Source organism: Olavius algarvensis spirochete endosymbiont (assembly GCA_900608495.1).
Classification (GTDB): Bacteria; Spirochaetota; Spirochaetia; order DSM-2461; family DSM-2461; genus UBA2779.
Genome location: UWYT01000291.1, coordinates 1 through 16,599, shown reverse-complemented (window position 1 = coordinate 16,599; position 16,599 = coordinate 1). Strand labels below are relative to the sequence as shown.

Annotated in this window: 14 protein-coding genes and 1 tRNA gene; 8 read left to right on the top strand and 7 right to left on the bottom strand. The window is 45.2% G+C overall.

Going from position 1 to position 16,599, the window contains the following annotated elements; all coding sequences use genetic code 11:
* Nucleotides 1–47: 47 nt before the first annotated feature.
* Nucleotides 48–1,175: a helix-turn-helix domain-containing protein gene (locus tag S1OALGB6SA_RS08875; RefSeq protein WP_037564049.1), complete on the bottom strand. Its 1,128-nt coding sequence runs from the start codon at nucleotides 1,173–1,175 to the stop codon at nucleotides 48–50.
* 3 nt (nucleotides 1,176–1,178) lie between these two features.
* Nucleotides 1,179–1,859, bottom strand: a complete 681-nt coding sequence (locus S1OALGB6SA_RS08870; protein ID WP_124033233.1) for a LolA family protein — start codon at nucleotides 1,857–1,859, stop codon at nucleotides 1,179–1,181.
* A 124-nt stretch (nucleotides 1,860–1,983) separates the two neighbouring features.
* On the opposite strand from S1OALGB6SA_RS08870, the gene pyrH reads away from it, so the two are divergent.
* The 5 genes from pyrH (at nucleotide 1,984) to S1OALGB6SA_RS08845 (ending at nucleotide 8,895) form a co-directional block, all read left to right on the top strand.
* Nucleotides 1,984–2,685 carry a UMP kinase gene (pyrH, locus tag S1OALGB6SA_RS08865; protein WP_124033232.1) on the top strand — a complete coding sequence of 234 codons (702 nt, stop codon included), beginning with the start codon at nucleotides 1,984–1,986 and terminating at the stop codon, nucleotides 2,683–2,685.
* 623 nt (nucleotides 2,686–3,308) lie between these two features.
* Entirely contained in the window at nucleotides 3,309–4,826 is a 1,518-nt protein-coding gene (locus S1OALGB6SA_RS08860; protein WP_037564045.1) for a Ppx/GppA phosphatase family protein, read from the top strand.
* Between the two features lie 25 nt (nucleotides 4,827–4,851).
* Nucleotides 4,852–6,948, top strand: a complete 2,097-nt coding sequence (ppk1, locus tag S1OALGB6SA_RS08855) for a polyphosphate kinase 1 (RefSeq protein WP_124033231.1) — start codon at nucleotides 4,852–4,854, stop codon at nucleotides 6,946–6,948.
* Nucleotides 6,949–7,103: 155 nt separating this feature from the next.
* Nucleotides 7,104–7,187: transfer RNA gene (locus S1OALGB6SA_RS08850), tRNA-Leu, on the top strand.
* A 52-nt stretch (nucleotides 7,188–7,239) separates the two neighbouring features.
* A complete protein-coding gene (locus tag S1OALGB6SA_RS08845; RefSeq protein ID WP_124033230.1) occupies nucleotides 7,240–8,895 on the top strand; it encodes a putative manganese-dependent inorganic diphosphatase in 1,656 nt (551 codons plus the stop codon).
* Nucleotides 8,896–8,971: 76 nt separating this feature from the next.
* Here the strand turns inward: S1OALGB6SA_RS08845 and S1OALGB6SA_RS08840 are convergent, their stop codons facing one another.
* The 4 genes from S1OALGB6SA_RS08840 to S1OALGB6SA_RS08825 form a co-directional block, all read right to left on the bottom strand.
* On the bottom strand, nucleotides 8,972–9,850 hold the full coding sequence (locus S1OALGB6SA_RS08840; RefSeq protein WP_124033229.1) for a hypothetical protein: 879 nt from the start codon (nucleotides 9,848–9,850) through the stop codon (nucleotides 8,972–8,974).
* Nucleotides 9,851–10,081: 231 nt separating this feature from the next.
* Nucleotides 10,082–10,768 (bottom strand): LysM peptidoglycan-binding domain-containing protein, encoded by a 687-nt coding sequence (locus S1OALGB6SA_RS08835; RefSeq protein ID WP_124033228.1) that lies wholly within the window; start codon nucleotides 10,766–10,768, stop codon nucleotides 10,082–10,084.
* Nucleotides 10,768–11,160: a hypothetical protein gene (locus S1OALGB6SA_RS08830; RefSeq protein ID WP_124033227.1), complete on the bottom strand. Its 393-nt coding sequence runs from the start codon at nucleotides 11,158–11,160 to the stop codon at nucleotides 10,768–10,770. Before S1OALGB6SA_RS08830 ends, S1OALGB6SA_RS08835 begins: the two co-directional genes overlap by 1 nt.
* A gap of 237 nt (nucleotides 11,161–11,397) precedes the next feature.
* A complete protein-coding gene (locus S1OALGB6SA_RS08825; protein WP_195910397.1) occupies nucleotides 11,398–12,153 on the bottom strand; it encodes a glycerophosphodiester phosphodiesterase family protein in 756 nt (251 codons plus the stop codon).
* A gap of 91 nt (nucleotides 12,154–12,244) precedes the next feature.
* Here S1OALGB6SA_RS08825 and S1OALGB6SA_RS08820 point away from each other — a divergent pair, with 91 nt between their 5' ends.
* Nucleotides 12,245–13,765 (top strand): putative bifunctional diguanylate cyclase/phosphodiesterase, encoded by a 1,521-nt coding sequence (locus tag S1OALGB6SA_RS08820; RefSeq protein ID WP_124033225.1) that lies wholly within the window; start codon nucleotides 12,245–12,247, stop codon nucleotides 13,763–13,765.
* Nucleotides 13,766–13,826: 61 nt separating this feature from the next.
* Here S1OALGB6SA_RS08820 and S1OALGB6SA_RS08815 read toward each other — a convergent pair whose 3' ends face one another.
* Nucleotides 13,827–14,207, bottom strand: a complete 381-nt coding sequence (locus S1OALGB6SA_RS08815) for a hypothetical protein (protein ID WP_124033224.1) — start codon at nucleotides 14,205–14,207, stop codon at nucleotides 13,827–13,829.
* A 134-nt stretch (nucleotides 14,208–14,341) separates the two neighbouring features.
* Between S1OALGB6SA_RS08815 and argF the strand changes: the two genes are divergently transcribed.
* Both argF and alr read left to right on the top strand, forming a co-directional pair.
* Nucleotides 14,342–15,334: an ornithine carbamoyltransferase gene (gene argF, locus S1OALGB6SA_RS08810; protein ID WP_124033223.1), complete on the top strand. Its 993-nt coding sequence runs from the start codon at nucleotides 14,342–14,344 to the stop codon at nucleotides 15,332–15,334.
* 4 nt (nucleotides 15,335–15,338) lie between these two features.
* Nucleotides 15,339–16,535, top strand: a complete 1,197-nt coding sequence (gene alr, locus S1OALGB6SA_RS08805) for an alanine racemase (RefSeq protein WP_230204514.1) — start codon at nucleotides 15,339–15,341, stop codon at nucleotides 16,533–16,535.
* Nucleotides 16,536–16,599: the final 64 nt, after the last annotated feature.

Genomic DNA, 16,599 nt, shown 5'->3' with positions numbered 1-16,599 from the left:
GCAATGCTTCTGCAGCTTTTACAATACCCACTCGTTTCCCAAGCAATTTATCGAAGATGGGTGGTGAATAAGTCGTAGGTCCCTTGATTCTCATCTATTATCCAACTCACCGCGTACACAAACACTTCACCATCTCGGCCAAGTTTCAACTCTTCTTCCCCGATTTTCGCATCAACCGCACCAGCATTGGAACCCCAAAGGATAACCCCTGAAACTACATCTAAGCGAATACGCTCACTCTCACTATAATAGGCTTCTATCGGCTTTTTGCCATCCACCTCATAGCGTAGTAAGCAAAAATCCTGAAACACGATGTCCAAAACAAAGGCTTGCTTAATTGTAACGCCCTCTCTCAATATCTGAGTTTCCGCTTCCCCTGAATCCTCATTATCAGGCAATCTAGCCGATCCCACGAATACACCCATTCCCCTCTCTGTCGGAACCAATTCGTGAATCTCAATTATAGCTCCCCCGCCAATTAAACCAATGTCCTTGAGGTAAATCCGCCAGGTAGGCCGCCCATTGCTGTTGGGGATATTGATTTCCTCTCCCAGTCTCATCAGCCATTCCCCGCGTTCCATCCCGTCTATTCGAAGCTTTTCACCAGCCTCACCTATCACTAGACGGAATTCACCAACCTCCGCATCTCCTTCCACCATGGTTTGTGCAGTATCCTCAAGTACAATGACGTCCGAGAGGCGCACTACACCTTCCCAAAACGGGAACTCTGGATGAATCTCCCTGGAAATCAGATTATCATCGAAAATTTTGATTGCCGCCGTGTTCTCGGCTCTAGTCCGCTCAATAACGTCGATAAGCCATGGGATGCCAAAGATGCCTATAAGGGCGGCGAGTGCGGCAAGTGCTCCCCCAATCAAGTAGCGACGAACAACAATATTCTTATTCGAACCCAGCAACTCTTCAATAGGTGTGGGTTCCAGGCTCAGTTTGTAGTTTCGATACAACCCAACAGCCTTATTCGGGTCTAGATCCAGGAATCCGGAATAGTTCTTCAAGAAGCCAATCAAATAGGTTTCAGCCGGGAATTTATCGAAGGATTCGTTTTCTAACGCCTCAATGAATTCCCTTGATATATTGGTTTCCTGAACTGCCTGCTCGATCGAAATACCCCTATCCTCTCTCGCAGCTTTCAGTATTTCTCCAATTGTTTTCATACTTTAACTCGGGTCGAATAAAAAATTCTCTATAACATTACCTGTTGACGGAGCTTCAAATTGAAATTTGGAATCAGAGATTCCCTGATTTAGCGAAAAGTTCGAAAAAATAAAAGTAATCTCCTCATTTATGGTTGTAATGCCTACTATTTTGCGTATTTGCCTGTCCGTATCAATACTCAGATCCAATCTTCTAAAACCTTGAGTGCTTGATTTCCATTCTGCTTTCAGCTTCACCACTTTAATAGGGGAATCTGGTTCCAAACTCATCAACTCCGGGCCCGGATCATAAGAGATTGTGTAGTACTTCTTAATCAGTTCAAGCCCATTGGAACTGGAAACATTTGCAAGCTGAGCCTGACTGTTGCCTCTCAAGGGCTGAGTAAAAAACGTCTGGTACGCGGGAACCCACACCTGTAACAGGTTTCCATCCACTGTCATCACCATACCCTGCGGTGAAGCAAAATCCAAACGCAGTTTATTTGGCTGTTTGTACCAAACCTTTGCACTCTGAACCGTATCACCCTTTTCTATAACAATGTCAACAGAATAATCTGAAATCGATTTATAGTGCTCGGACACCGAATTGAAAAATTCCAGCGCTGTTTCCTGCGCAAACACAGCGCTCCCTATCGAGAGAAGAACAAGGTTCCAAAACAATCGACATCTATCACGAAAATTCAAATTTCTAACCTCAACCCATCATTACATTCATTATAGGATCATCGTCAAGGCTAAGAGTTTTTTTTGAACTTCTTATGCTCATCTCAATCATGAGCTATCATACTATCAAATAAGGATTATGGTTATGAATGAGCGGCTTGAATTACACATTTTCGATATGGGAGGATCCATCGTTGCACCAGACAAACCGGATGTAACATACCTCCATAGTTTTCTAGACTTTCTGAACTCATGGTTAGAGAAAAACCCTTCACACAGCGCCATCATTGTTATTGGTGGCGGTGCCGTCGCCAGAGAATGGCAGAAGGCACTTAAAGAACTGGCCCCGTTTAGTTCCTCCGAAACACTTGACTGGGTAGGTGTGATGGCCACACGACTCAATGCCGAACTAATGCGGGGTTTACTAGGGACACTCTGTCCAGATCCGGTAGTGACAAATCCCAGCGAGAGTTTCCCGTTTAACGGTAGAGTACTAGTGGCAGCCGGTTGGAAGCCCGGATTCTCAACCGATTACGATGCCGTAATACTCGCGGAACGTTTCAAAGTGAACACAATAACAGTATTGAGCAACATCTCCCAAATCTACGACAAAGACCCAAGTGTAAGCAATCTCGCCAAGCCCATATCCGAACTAACCTGGAATGAGTATAAAAAGCTCGCAGGATCGGAATGGCACCCCGGGGCCAATATCCCATTCGATCCAGTTGCAAGCGAACGAGCATCTTCTGCAGGGCTCAAAATAATCTGCGCAGCTGGAAATGATTTCGAGAATCTAGCTGCTATCTTGAGAGGGGGGGAATTTACAGGGACAGTAATCGGTCCCTAAGCCAATTAACCCAATCTCAATTCAGGAGTTACCACGCGCATCCCCTTAATCGACTTCCCATAAGATCAGCTCAGTCCTCTCCAACCCAGGCATCACCCGATCAATAACCTTCCAGTTCACTCCACAGCAGCAAAACCTTTGTCTTCTCAAAATAAGCCCACAAAGTTCATCAAGTGCATATAGAACCTTTTTCATCACATGCTCAGGCCTGACATCAGTTACAAATTCCCAAGCATGTGAAAGCACCGCTCGAATTCAACTCTCCGGCCACTCCCTGTCTTCCAAAACCTCCTTTGACTTCGCGCAATGCTCCTCGCCCACTTATCCCTGTCCAAATCATGCACCAACCCAATAAGTCTCACCGTATTCAGCCGCGAAACAGCGCATCACAGCCTCATACGGAGAAGGCGTGCCGATAAAGACTTTCAACTCTTATTGTACTGCTTAAACAACGCCAAGATTTCCTCATCGTGTCGGTATCATACATCCTGTGGTATCATCAAGGTGGTAGCCCTTGCCAAGACTGCATCTTTTAAACCAACCCACCTCATTTCCTCAAATCACCATACAACCCACACTACCATTGTATTCATATTCGCAATTATGGCGCATACTGGAACGGGATGCAAAAACAGGAAATCATAGCAATCATCGACATCGGTTCCAGCGCTATTCGCCTGCTAATCGCACAGAGCAGGCCCTCAAGTGAATGGGATCTCGTAGACAGCGCTGAGCGCTCTCTCGCCCTCGGTCGGGATGTTTTCCGCAACGGATCCATAGATCGAAAAACTATAAATCGCGCGGTAGCAATTTTGAAAGATTTCATGGAATTGATGGCTCCCTACGGAATAGACAGGATAGTCGCCATAGGTACCAGCGCGCTGCGAGAATCAGAGAACCGCGAAGTATTTATTAATCGAGTACTCTTGCAAACCGGAATCGAAGTGGCGGTAATCGACGGTGTGGAAGCAAATCAACTAACCTGGCTTGCCGTACGAGAACCGCTTGAGGCTGTTTGCGCCGATTTCAAGCATTACAAATCCATGATTATCGAAGTAGGAGCTGGAAACACCGAGTTAATGATACTTCGAAAAGGAAACATCATGGCCTCCTATGCATTACCAATTGGAGCATTGAGATATCTGCAACGCATCGACAGCAAAGTCGATGGTAGCGTGGAAGAAACTTTCAGACACCATGCTTCAAGAAACATCCGAGGGATATCCCACGAGCTTGATCTTTCCAAGATATCCAAGCTGCTAGCAATTGGAAGTGATGCCCGTCTGGTGGCATCTCGCCTGGGGAAATCCCTATCACCACAAATGGATGTTATCCCGCTCGCCGCCTTCAGGGAATTCATAAAAGAAATTGAAACCTACAACTCAGACGAGCTAGTTGAACACCTGAATCTCCCATGGAACGAGGCTGAATTACTCTACCCATCCCTGATAATTCTCAATGAATTTGTCGAGTCTACGAGGGCAGATGAAATTTTTGTTCACTCGGGAAACATTCGCCAAGGTTTGCTGGTAAACTATGCCACCGGCCACAGCGCTCTAAGAGAAATATTCAGCACTCAGGTAATAGAGAGCTCTCGCGGTATCGCAAAACACTATCGCGCCAACATGAAACATGCCGAATTCGTTAGGAAACAAGCAATTGTGCTGTACAACAAATTGAACACGGAGCTGGATTTGAAAGATCGTCTATTGCTGGAATCTGCGGCCCTGCTGCACGATATTGGAACTTACATCTCCGCAGAAAACCATCACAAACACAGCCAGTATATAATTCAGAATTCGGACATTTTCGGCCTTTCAGTCGCCGATAAAGAAATTGTCGGACACATAGTTCGTTATCATCGTAGGTCGCAGCCTCGAAATTCACATACTTCCTACATGAAATTGGATCGTCGCAGTCGCATAATTGTACAGAAACTCGCGGCCCTTCTAAGAATTGCCGATGCGCTCGATAGATCTCACACTCAATCGGTGGTAATTAGCGATTTGAAAGCTGGAAATAAGAAGCTGACAATCTTTACTGCCTACGCCGGAGACATTTCCATGGAAAAGCTTAGTCTGGCCGAGAAGTCCGATTTCTTTGAAAATTTATTTGGTTTGAAAATACTGCTTAGAAACTAGGAATTTAGCTGATTTTGAGGTTGATGTGGGAGTTTTCACGAAGAATACATCGAAATATTTCCTGCGGGAACTTTCCTGGAATGCGTTTAACTTCAGGGTTATGAAAGAAGGTGAGAGCTTAAAACCTCTAGACAGTCTGAAATTCATGGCAATTACAAGTTCGAACTACGACGAATTCTTCATGATTCGTGTAGCCGGATTGATGCGGAAAGTCAGGGAAGGAAATCATGCCCTCCCGCCTGATGGAACGCTTCCATCCGTGCTTCTGGATAAACTGCTCAAAGAAATCAAAGTCGTGGTTAGTAGACAAGACGCCAATGTTTGTCATGAAATTTTCCCAGCTCTTGCTGACAATGGAATCCATATAACCACACTTCAAGACTGGAATTCGCGTGAAAGAAAAGTGGCAGTTGACATTTTTGAAAAGGAACTCTTTCCAATTTGCACTGCAATTGCCATCAACAAGAAGAAACAATTTGATGCTGCGATTAGTCAGGGGCATATTCATGCAGCATGTTTGCTAAACGATGGTAAACTTGCGATTATTCGGTTGCCGGATAATTTGGATAGATATCGGGAATATCAAACAGGAAACACTCTCAAAATTGTCCTGCTCGAGGACATCCTGATAGCTTATGCCGAGAAATTCTTTCCTGGCCAAATCCTGAAATCCAGCTGCCTTTTCAGAATAACACGGGATGCGGATATCAGCATCGATGAAGATTCAGACATGAATTTCTTATCTGCCATGGAGGAAGCGCTCGAGGGCAGAAAAAACGGCTTTCCGGTGCGCTTGGAAAGTCACGGTGATTTCAAGCTTGCAAAGCACATAAGAGAGATTATTGACTTACCGGAAGAGAATCATTTCCATCTGTTATCCCCTCTAAATCTCAAGTCCTTTTACAAGCTGTGTGAAAAATCAGATTTCGAACACCTGAGGTCTCCCTATTTCACATCACAGACTCCATGGGATTTGTCGGAAAGTGAAGATATCTGGGAAACCTTGAAGGAGAGAGATCTATTGTTTCATCATCCCTATGAATCCTTCGCGCCAGTGGTTCATATGGTAAACGAGGCAGCGGATAGTCCAATCACACTAGCAATAAAGGCCACACTCTACCGCACCAGTGGCAATTCACCCATAGTTCATGCGCTAATCCGTGCCGCCGAAAACGGCATCCAGGTTATGGTGGTAGTTGAACCTAGGGCCAGGTTCGACGAAAGCGCCAATCTCGATTGGGCGGCACGTCTTGAGCACGCTGGCGCCATAGTGGTTTATGGACTCGCAACCTTCAAGGTACATCTGAAGTCGCTATTGGTGATACGTCGTGAGGAAGATAGAATTCGGCGCTATTTGCACCTGGGGACGGGAAATTACAATGATGTAACAGCAACACTATATTCTGATTTATCGTTAATCACCTCCAATACGGATTTCACTCGGGATGCGGCACTGATATTCAACGCGATAACTGGTTACTCCTCCGAACCAAAGCTCAAGAAGTTATTTATCGCGCCATTCTCACTCCGACAAGAGACACTGCGGTTGATAAAGCAAGAAGAGAAGAGGGCCAGAAGTGGGGAAGTAGCCGAAATATTGGGCAAGATGAACACTCTTGCGGATACGGAAGTAATCGATGCTCTCTATAGAGCTTCTGAAGCCGGTGTAAAAATCAGTTTGAACGTTCGGGGGGTCTGCTGTTTGAGACCCGGCATAAAGGGCCTTAGCGAAAATATTAGAATAATCAGTATCATCGATACCTTTCTGGAACATGCCCGTGCGTTTATATATCACAACGGTGGCCGTGAAAAGGTTTTTCTTTCAAGTTCTGATTGGATGCCCCGAAATTTCGATGAACGGATTGAAATACTTTTCCCAATAAGCGATCAAGCACACAAAAGGCGAATCCGTTCTATACTTGAAAGCTACTTCAAAGACAACACTAAATCCTGGGAGCTGCGACAGGATGGTTCCTGGAAACGATACAAGCCCAATGAAAACCAACAGCCATTCAGGGCCCAGAAATATCTGACAGAGATTGCACGACTTAGAGCAGAGGAAAAAACCCTCCAGGAAAAGAAAGCTCTCAGCGTCCGCCGCAGTCCGGCTAAAGAAAAGTAGAAAAACTCCCTCGCAACTAAGAATCGAGTGTCACGGGCGTGCACATCTCGGAGATTCCTGTCGATCAGGACTTACACAAGCTGGATGGAAGCCTGGGCAAGTTTGGTGTCTCAGCATTGACTCTCGAGTTAGTCAAACTTACAATTTAAGCTTGTGCCGGCGTGATGAAATTGGTAGACATGACAGACTCAAAATCTGTTGTCCGCGAGGACGTGTCGGTTCGAGTCCGACCGCCGGTATTCCCTCAATTATTGTATTGAGACGGGCTATGGGTTAGGATGTTAGCAAGCTATGAGTACTATTTACATTACTGGCCATCGCAATCCGGATTTCGACTCCATCGTTTCGGCCTACGTGTATGCCCACCTTAAGAAGCACGTAGACTCGGATAATCAGTATGTAGCGGTTCGATGTGGCAATCTCAATGCCCAGACAAGGATGATTTTTGAGCAGCTGAATCTCAGCCCCCCAACTTATTTAAAAGATGTGAGAACCCGAGTTTCCGATGTGGTTACCAGGAATGTTCCCCGGCTCGAATGCACGGCACCTCTGCAGACAGCAATCGCCGCACTCGATGAAACCGGCTTGTCGCTGCTACCGGTTTTCGATTCCAATGAGGATTACAAGGGCACTATCAGCAGTGTTGAAGTAAGTCATTTCTTAATCAGAGAGACTATTGGGGCGCGGCCCAGCTACCATTTTCGCATCGATAATTTATCCAAAGTTTTGCCTGGGAAGATGTTTATACGTGGTAAACGTGAGGAATTCTCGGCGCCGATAATGATAGGCGCCATGCCGTTTGAGCGCAGCATTCAAAGCATATCCGAACTCAAAAATCAGCTTCCTCTTTTCATTGTGGGCTTGCGGAAGAATCTGGTTGAGTACGCTATAAAAAACGACTTCCCCGCTCTGATTCTGACAGGCACAAACCAAAAGGAAATTGAGGAAAGCGGTATTGATTTTCCCGCCTACGAGGGTTCGGTGTACCTTTCGGATGTGGATACTGCCGAGACAATCCGCCTATTGCGTTTTAGTACGCCTATAGAAGGAATTATCGAGAAGAGTGTGAAAATACTTGATGAGAGTGATGAGTATAACAATGCGAAGAAAATTCTTGCTAAATCAGGATTTCGCGGTTTGCCCGTGTTTAATGACAAGAAATTCACCGGCATAGTTTCCCGCGGCTCCTTTTTGGAAAAACCTCGCAAGAAACTGATTCTGGTTGATCACAATGAGATTGAACAGAGCATACCTGGCGCGAAAGAGGCTGAAATCCTGGAGATTATTGATCATCACAGGGTTGGTTCGGTAATGTCCCGAGAGCCCTTCAGCCTGTATACGAAGCCGGTGGGCTGCACCTGCACGATAATTAGGGAATTATATAAGCAGTATGGAATAGCAATACCCACCGATATTGCTAAATTGATGCTCTCGGCAATACTCTCCGATACAGTGTTGTTGAAGTCCCCAACCACTACGACTGATGACCGCAACGCCGTGGAAGCTTTGGCGCGGTACAGTGATGTCGATTGGCAGGAATGGGGCAACAAAATGTTCTCCTCCGGTCCAAGACTTGCGGATATGGACCCCTTGGAGGTGGTGTTGGGAGACTTCAAAACTTACGAAACTGATGGTATCCGTTTCGGAATTGGTCAGGTGGAAGTGCAAACCTTCGCTGGACTCGAAAGTGTGACTCCCCCATTGAACAAGGCCCTGATCACGACTAGGGAAGATAAGGTTCTAGATGGGATTATGCTTCTTATCACCAATATAACTAGCGAAGACAGTTTACTCATGCTCCGAGGTTTGAATAGCATTGTGGAGTCCCTGCCTTATGAGAAAACTCCTATTGGAGTGTTCAATCTTCCGGGCATCCTCTCCCGCAAAAAGCAGTTGCTCCCAGAAATCCTCCGCGCAATAGTTGCATCCAGAAGTTCTGGAATTTAGAATCTCGCCATATTTTGCCGCTTCTGTAAATGAAGTCTCCTCAAGATAGCTGGTGTTGAGGGCTGCGCTTTAATCACTATTCCGCCACCGCAGCTGACTGAATGAAGTTGTTCATACCAAAATTTATCAATACTCCGGCCATGTAAAACCTCAAGATGCTTTGAAGTATTCCAAGTACGACGCCCACTGCTCTTGTGAGAACACCTAAATTTAAAAGGGCGTTCGTGAGAAGGCTGAAAACTACCAGAGGCAGAAGAACCGCAAATCCAAATAACGCTGATACTACTAATCGATGTGTAAGGTAGTAATTTTTGGAGGCCGCCAGAGCAGGTCTCCAAACGATTCCCAGTGCAAGATGGACAAATGGAGCAAGTCCGTAGCGCAGTAAGTTTATTATAAATAGAATCAATGCTACGATAAGCGATACATATTGCAATGTTGGCTGTTTCAACAGGTTTCCAACTGCTCCACCCAAAATCGCAGTTGCCATGGGTATGGCGAGTATTCGACCGGCACTTGCTAAAACCACTTTCAAAAGGAATACATATTGTTTGCGGCCTTCAGTAAGGCTCTGTGTAATCCTGGGCAGCAATTTCTTTCTGAATTTGGAAACGACATCCCCAAGCACTGAATATATATATACGACAAGTCCTACAGAAGTCAGTAGCACCGTCAGCATCGCTCCGACGCCGCTCATTATCACTCTGGAATTCTGTTCTGTTATTTGAAAATCTAAATTATTAAGCCTTGCCTCAAAGATTTGATAAGATAATTCTACCATCTTCGTTATGGGTTGCTGGAATGCGAAGTTGAGCAAAAGTTGTGGAAAAAGCGCAAGGAATATCCATACTGTGAGGAATATCAAGGGCTTAGCCTTCATCTGCAGGAAGGTGTCGGATATGGCGATTGTCAACGGAGTGAAAAGGTTGTTGCTCTGTTCCCTGAAAACCATCAATGTAAGGCTATCATACGTGACATCCTCTGGCGAACCCTAAAAATGAAGGAACAAACAATTCCTAAATGAGCCGGCGCCTTGTTGAACCGATGCCACAAAACTCGCCGGGAAGCTTGTCTCGTGGCTCATTTAGGCGAAATCGGAAGTAGCAAAAGGACGTTTGCCCCCTCATACACTCGCAATACGAGAGGCTAAATCAGGTTAGCAGCCCTTCCCACGCGTGGGCTAGTCCTACTTGACAATACCATCCTGCCAGGTACCGGAACGGGTTTCACCACTCACCGACGGGATTTCCAGAATCATTCCGGGAAGTATCAGATGGGGGTTGTCTGCTTCGGGCATGGCCGATTCATTCGCATCATAAATCGCACGCCACTTAGAGGGGTCGTTGTAGATGAAATCATACCCTGCGATATTCCATAAACAGTCTGTGTTGCCGGGAAGCAGTCTAACAACATAATAAGCAGGCGTTTCCACATCGGTTATGGCCACAATTTTCGTTAACACCTCCATGCCGCTTCTCGAAGTTTTGAAGCTCTGGACATAGTTCTCATCATTATGGAATTCAGCATAAGCTTTGTTATAGTAGTCCGTACCTTCCGCAAATACCTTCGGATGTTTGGTTTCCGCACCCCAACTGGCAACCTGATCCAATAGGTTCTTTAATTGGTTTAATCCGGCACTAGCGCGGAATGCAGCCAACCGTTCTTCTATCCAAGCCTCGGAACGCTCACTGTAGCTTTGCGATTCCAGAGCCAGCCTCTTTGCTTCGGCATAATCTCCTTCCTCGAACGCTTCGCGGCTCATATCCCTAAGCTCAACCATTTTTGTATAAAACTCGTTGTCCTGTAAGGACTGAGACCACGCAAAAACCGCTGCCGATATCAATACGACGAAAAAGAGCAACTTCCTAAACATTATTGTCCCCCCGTTACAGAACTAATGGCATCTTCGACAATCCGCTCCGATCTTTCGATTGCTCTATCTGCTTCGATAATGGCATCTTCGGCCTCCATCCTGGATTCCAGGGCTATTTCCACGGCTTCCAGGAATCCACTGGCCGCTTCTCCATAGTTTGCAATCACGTCAGCCTCAGAACCTGCATTGAAGTCTTCCGAGGCCTTATCGTAAAAAGCCTGAGCGGAATTGAATTCAGCTTCGGCAGCTATTGGAGCCTTAACCTCTATGGCTTCACTCCTCGCTTTATCAGCGGCCAACTTGGCGGCTTGAACCTCACTCGACATTTGGGGTGTTCTACAGGCAGCCAGTGCTGAAAGCGAAATCAAAATCCACACTTTTCCACTTTTCATGTTTCCTCCACCAGTAAATTTACTGAATCATTATTAACCATTTTCGCTATGCCTTACCTATGATTAGATGGCAACCGACTCAAAGCCGAATTATATATCAGACCAGACTCCAATTCAAAAGAAAATTCATCTGATTTGTCCTTTTTCTAAGAGTAATCATCCTGATATTTTTGTCAAGTTACTTCTCAATCATTATCCAATTCAACAAAAGACGATGATAAACCGGTGCCGAATAGCCTAGACGCTGGATAACGAAATCTTTTGCAAGGGAAGGTTGGCAAAGAATCCGTCTGCACCAGTTCTCAATAGCCGCATTCCCGTATCCACATCGCTGACTGTATAAGGAAATATTTTCCCTGGAAAGCACATGTAGGGTTTCGGCATCCCCTTAACAAGATCCGCAACATTCGGATGTATGGAGAAAGCGGCGATTTCTTTCGCAAAGAAAGTGACAGTGTCAGGATTCCATCCTGGCTTAGCCAAAACTCCAATAGCGATGTTTCGATTTAGAGAACGCACGCATGATAGAGAATACCAGTTAAAACTGGAAATTAGCACCGAGTCCTCAATACCTAAATCCCTCATGATGTCTAACAGCTTGATTTCGATTCCTTCCGATGATTTCCGACGCCATGCGGAGAATTTTATCTCTATATTGAGGTACATACGCCCGCGTAGCTCCTTCAAAACATCACACAGAAGTGGTAGTCTCTCTTCTGAATAACGCAGATCAAACCAGGAGCCGGCATCCAGCTCACTCAATGTGGCATAGGTGTGGTTAAATACTCCGCCCTGTCCATTAGTAGTTCTCTCAAGTGTATCGTCATGGATAACTACAGGTTCGCAGTCTGCACTAAGAGTAACATCGAACTCAATTCCGATATCACCAGCTTCCAGGGATTGGCGAAATGCTATCAACGTGTTTTCCGGCGCAGTACGGTTCCTTCCCCTGTGGGCCCATATGATTCTCTCCGCATCACGTAAAATCTTCAAACTACTCATAAATTTGCAACTAGTTTAAAAAAAGGATTTGATTGTATGCAACATTTGATTGTATGCAACATGGCATAGGATATCAACAACAATGATACCATCAGAAATAAATAAGCAATCTGCAAACAGCGAAAAATTCAAAAAACTGGGAAAACAATTGGAATCCGCACTAAACGAAGTGGAAACAATGCGCAAACAACAGAATGAATTGGTTACGCATGTAGAGAAACTGGTTAGTTCTGTTGAACGTCAGAATAGCATACGGAAAGAAATATTAAAGCGAGCTAACTTCAATCCTATAAGTGGCCTGCCCAACCATAATTTACTGGATTCAAACCTTATGAGCTTTTTTGATTCCGGTAAGGGCGACAGTAAACCGGGCGCCCTTGTCCTATTACAACTAGATAACAATTTCGACATGATTTCTAAAACCCAGGAATCGCTCATTGGCAGCTGGTTAGTATATCGAACCGGATTGCGATTAAGGAAATATATTGGTAAGAATGGCTCAGTTTATCACATCCGGGATGAAAAATTTTTGCTTCACATTTTCAAGGCTAATACAGCAACAGAGTTTGCCCCATTTCTTATAAAAATTGACCGACAGATTTCAAAACCATATATATTCGCCAGCCAACACATCGTAATCGGCTGCGTAATTGGCGCCACCCTCTATCCGACGGACGGCAATAACAAGAACGCATTGCTTAACAATGCCGATATCGCACTCTCGGAAGCCAGAAGAAAGAACAGAAACTACGCATTCTTTGAACCGAAGATGCTGGATGACGCAGTCAGGATGATGAAAACCCGAAGCTCAATGATTCAGGCGCTTGAAAAAAACGCAGTGGATAAAATTAGCAAGCAACTATACTTAAACTTGCAACCCATAGTAAGCATAAGCCAAATAAAAAAGAATAAGCCGATCATCGAAAATATCAATGCCGAGGCGTTGATTAGATGGCGTCATCCGATTGAAGGGAACGTTCCTCCAGATGCATTCATACCAATCGCGGAAGAAACTGGTGTTATCATTGTAATAGGGAAATGGGTATTGTACAAAGCGGCCGCGCAAATCGAAGTATGGGAATGGCAGCAAATCAAATCCAAGCTGGCAATCAATGTTTCTCCTCGACAATTTCACAACGACGATTTAATCGATTCAATTCGAAGAATTATCAAAAATAGAAGGATTAACCCGGAAAAGCTTCAAATAGAGATTACTGAGAACAGTTTTTTGGACGATCCATATGACGCGACTAAAAAAATCAGTCGCCTCAAGGATTTGGGGATTAGCGTGGCAATAGACGATTTCGGAACCGGTTTCTCATCCATCAATTATCTTAAGCAATTACCTGTTGATGCCGTTAAAATCGACAGAAGCTTTGTCGAAGATTTAACGACAAGCGCGAATGGTTATTCAATCGTCAAAGCTATTATCGCTTTAACCCAAGAATTGGGGATGACAAATATCGCCGAGGGAGTGGAAACATGGGAACAGCTTGAACTTCTGATGCAACTTGGTATTTCGACTTTTCAAGGTTTCTTGTTTTCAAAAGCATTATCGCCCGATGATTACGCTGAGTTCTACCGGCGATATAAGGAGTATTAGAGGATAGCATCTAATATGAGGACGGCCTGGTTCTGTGAAGAAATGGTATTTCGACTGGGATTTAGTCTTTTCTAACCGTGATTTGGCAACTAACAACACCATTTTCATCTTCTAAAAATGTTGCCTTGTCCTCCATCCGCATTTGATGCTTGGTATATGCCCAGTTGTCAATGGCCTGATTTATTTCGGCTTCACTTAGATTTATCTCTTGCAGAACAAAAGCCTGGTATTCCTTCAAAGTTGCATACCTAAGTGTAATCCACACGAATATCGGAAAACTCAGAGTCGCCACAATTCCTCCGCAAATCACGCCCGCAATTAAGAGCGATTTACCCGACTCCTCAATCAGCGGAACCAATATAAAAACTGAAAATGTCGTGACAAGGAAAAGCACGATTACAACTAATAGGAATACAAAAAAATTTCTGATTTTAGCCTTCACGAATTTATTATATCACTATTTTCTCAAATGGATAAAGCCCCCGGGACAATACTGAGTTAGATTACAATTTAACCCGGTGCACTTGTCCAATGCAATACTCAGAGTTTACTATCGGTGCCTATGGGAGGTGGTTGATGTCCATTAATCTATGGGGCAGAAGTCTGTTGACCCTGCTCGATTTCACACCTGTGGAGATAGAATATCTTATTGATCTCTCAGGTAAGCTCAAGGCAAAGAAACACGCAGGAATGATGGGAGGTGCCCTTGAGAACAAAAACATTGTCCTCATCTTTGAGAAAACTTCCACACGCACCCGCTGTGCCTTCGAAGTGGCCGCCTTTGACGAAGGTGGACGAGTTACGTTTCTTACCAATAGTCAAATGGGGGTGAAGGAATCTACTGAGGATACTGCGAAAGTTTTAGGCAGATTTTACGACGGAATCGAGTTCCGCGGATATAACCAGTCAACCGTAGAAATTCTAGCCCATCATGCGGGAGTACCGGTATGGAACGGATTGACAGATAGCTTCCATCCCACTCAAGCGCTAGCCGATTTACTAACCCTTTCCGAGCATCTGCGAAAGCCTTTCAATAGAATGAAACTGTGCTATATGGGCAATGCCCGAAATAATATGAGCAACTCTCTTCTAATTGGGGCGGCGAAAATGGGAATAGATTTCTATGCTATCGGCCCCCCCTCCCTCTTCCCCGAGGAAAAAATACTTAGGGCGGCGAAGCAGTCGGCTGAGAAAAGTGGAGCCCGAATAGAAATCTCCGATGATATCTCTCAAGTTATCGGGAGTGATTGTATTTACACCGATGTATGGGCATCCCTGGGAGAAGAAGAAGTGTTGCCCGAGCGGATTTCCCTGTTAAAACCGTATCAGGTGAACGACAATCTAATAGAAAAAACCGAAAATTCCGATGTGCTTTTCATGCATTGCCTTCCAGCCTTCCATGATAATGAAACACAAATAGGCGCAAAGATGAAAGAAGAATTCCAGTTGGATGCAATGGAAGTCACTGATTCCGTGTTCAGAAGTAAACATTCAATTGTCTTCGATCAGGCGGAGAATCGCATACACGCCACTAAGGCGGTTATGGTGGCGACTTGCGGAAAAAGCTAGTTTGGTGGAAGAACTTATCCGAGCAACCAGGGTTCGTATCTACCTTGACGCGCTCAAAAAAAATCTGGGGAATCTGAGAAAAGTCATTCCAAAGGAAACTACCATCTGCGCGGCAGTGAAAGCAAATGCATATGGGCACGGAGTTTTGCCTGTCGCTGAAGCACTCAGGAATGCTGGCGTCGAGATACTGGGGGTATCTTCACCGTTTGAAGGAATTGAACTGAGAGAGGGTGGGGATGTTGGAAGGATTTTACTCCTTGGCCCCACGGTAGAGGATGAAATTCCGCTAACCATCGCTGCTGGACTTGAACCGGTAATCACCGATGCGGCGTATCTTTCTTCATTGGAAAAAATTCTAGCCATGTCCCCCGAAACCGCCGACGATAAATCGGCAAATCGGATCGACAGATTCAAAAGCATACTTCCCACAAAATTCGATAAGATCAACGAAAAACTGGCAGTTCACCTGAAGATAGATACGGGGATGGGACGGGTTGGTTGCAGACCAGACGAGGCCCCGAACCTGGCTAGGAGAATTTCAGGCAATGCCCATCTCTTCCTGGCAGGTACAGCCACGCACTTCCCTTCAGCGGATTCGAATAATCCTGAAGATATCGCTTTTACAGAGTCGCAGATTGCATGCTTGAAGAAAGTGGCCAAAAAGCTCAGAGAAGCGGGAATAAATCCAGGATTGATTCATGCAAGTAATTCCGGCGGAATCGCCATAAGCCCTAAGACAAGCTTGGACATGGTGCGCCCCGGTATTTTGCTCTATGGTTACGGTATGGCGCCCAACGGAAAAACGCGGCCAATTCCGATTATGGAATTTGTAACGAGGATAACGGCCATTAAGAAGGTATCTCGCGGAACATGCATTTCTTACGGGAGAACCTGGAAAGCGCCGAAAGATACCTGGATTGCTACTCTCCCGGTAGGCTATGCGGATGGCTATCCACGCTTATGCTCGAATCGCTCGGAGGTACTAATTGCGGGGAAACGTTATCCAGTTGTGGGTACAATATGCATGGATCAGATGATGGTGGATTTGGGACCAGGAACCAACGCACGGCTAGGCGATGAGGTGATTCTATTCGGACCACAGGGGCCCGATGCGGCCGAGCTTGCTGCCTTGGTTGGAACAATCTCGTATGAGATTATTTGCGGTATCAGTCCCCGCGTACCACGAGTTTTCCTCCAATAATTAGCTTTGTGTAGGGAGTCAAGGAAAATGAGAATGGGAAAAAATCAATGCAATCGGGCTAATT

Coding starts and splice junctions, on each gene's coding strand:
- S1OALGB6SA_RS08875 (WP_037564049.1), bottom strand. CDS start 1,175: ATGAAAACAATTGGAGAAATACTGAAAGCTGCGAGAGAGGATAGGGGT.
- pyrH (WP_124033232.1), top strand. CDS start 1,984: ATGAATGAGCGGCTTGAATTACACATTTTCGATATGGGAGGATCCATC.
- S1OALGB6SA_RS08860 (WP_037564045.1), top strand. CDS start 3,309: ATGCAAAAACAGGAAATCATAGCAATCATCGACATCGGTTCCAGCGCT.
- S1OALGB6SA_RS08845 (WP_124033230.1), top strand. CDS start 7,240: ATGAGTACTATTTACATTACTGGCCATCGCAATCCGGATTTCGACTCC.
- S1OALGB6SA_RS08835 (WP_124033228.1), bottom strand. CDS start 10,768: ATGTTTAGGAAGTTGCTCTTTTTCGTCGTATTGATATCGGCAGCGGTT.
- S1OALGB6SA_RS08830 (WP_124033227.1), bottom strand. CDS start 11,160: ATGAAAAGTGGAAAAGTGTGGATTTTGATTTCGCTTTCAGCACTGGCT.
- S1OALGB6SA_RS08820 (WP_124033225.1), top strand. CDS start 12,245: ATGATACCATCAGAAATAAATAAGCAATCTGCAAACAGCGAAAAATTC.
- argF (WP_124033223.1), top strand. CDS start 14,342: ATGTCCATTAATCTATGGGGCAGAAGTCTGTTGACCCTGCTCGATTTC.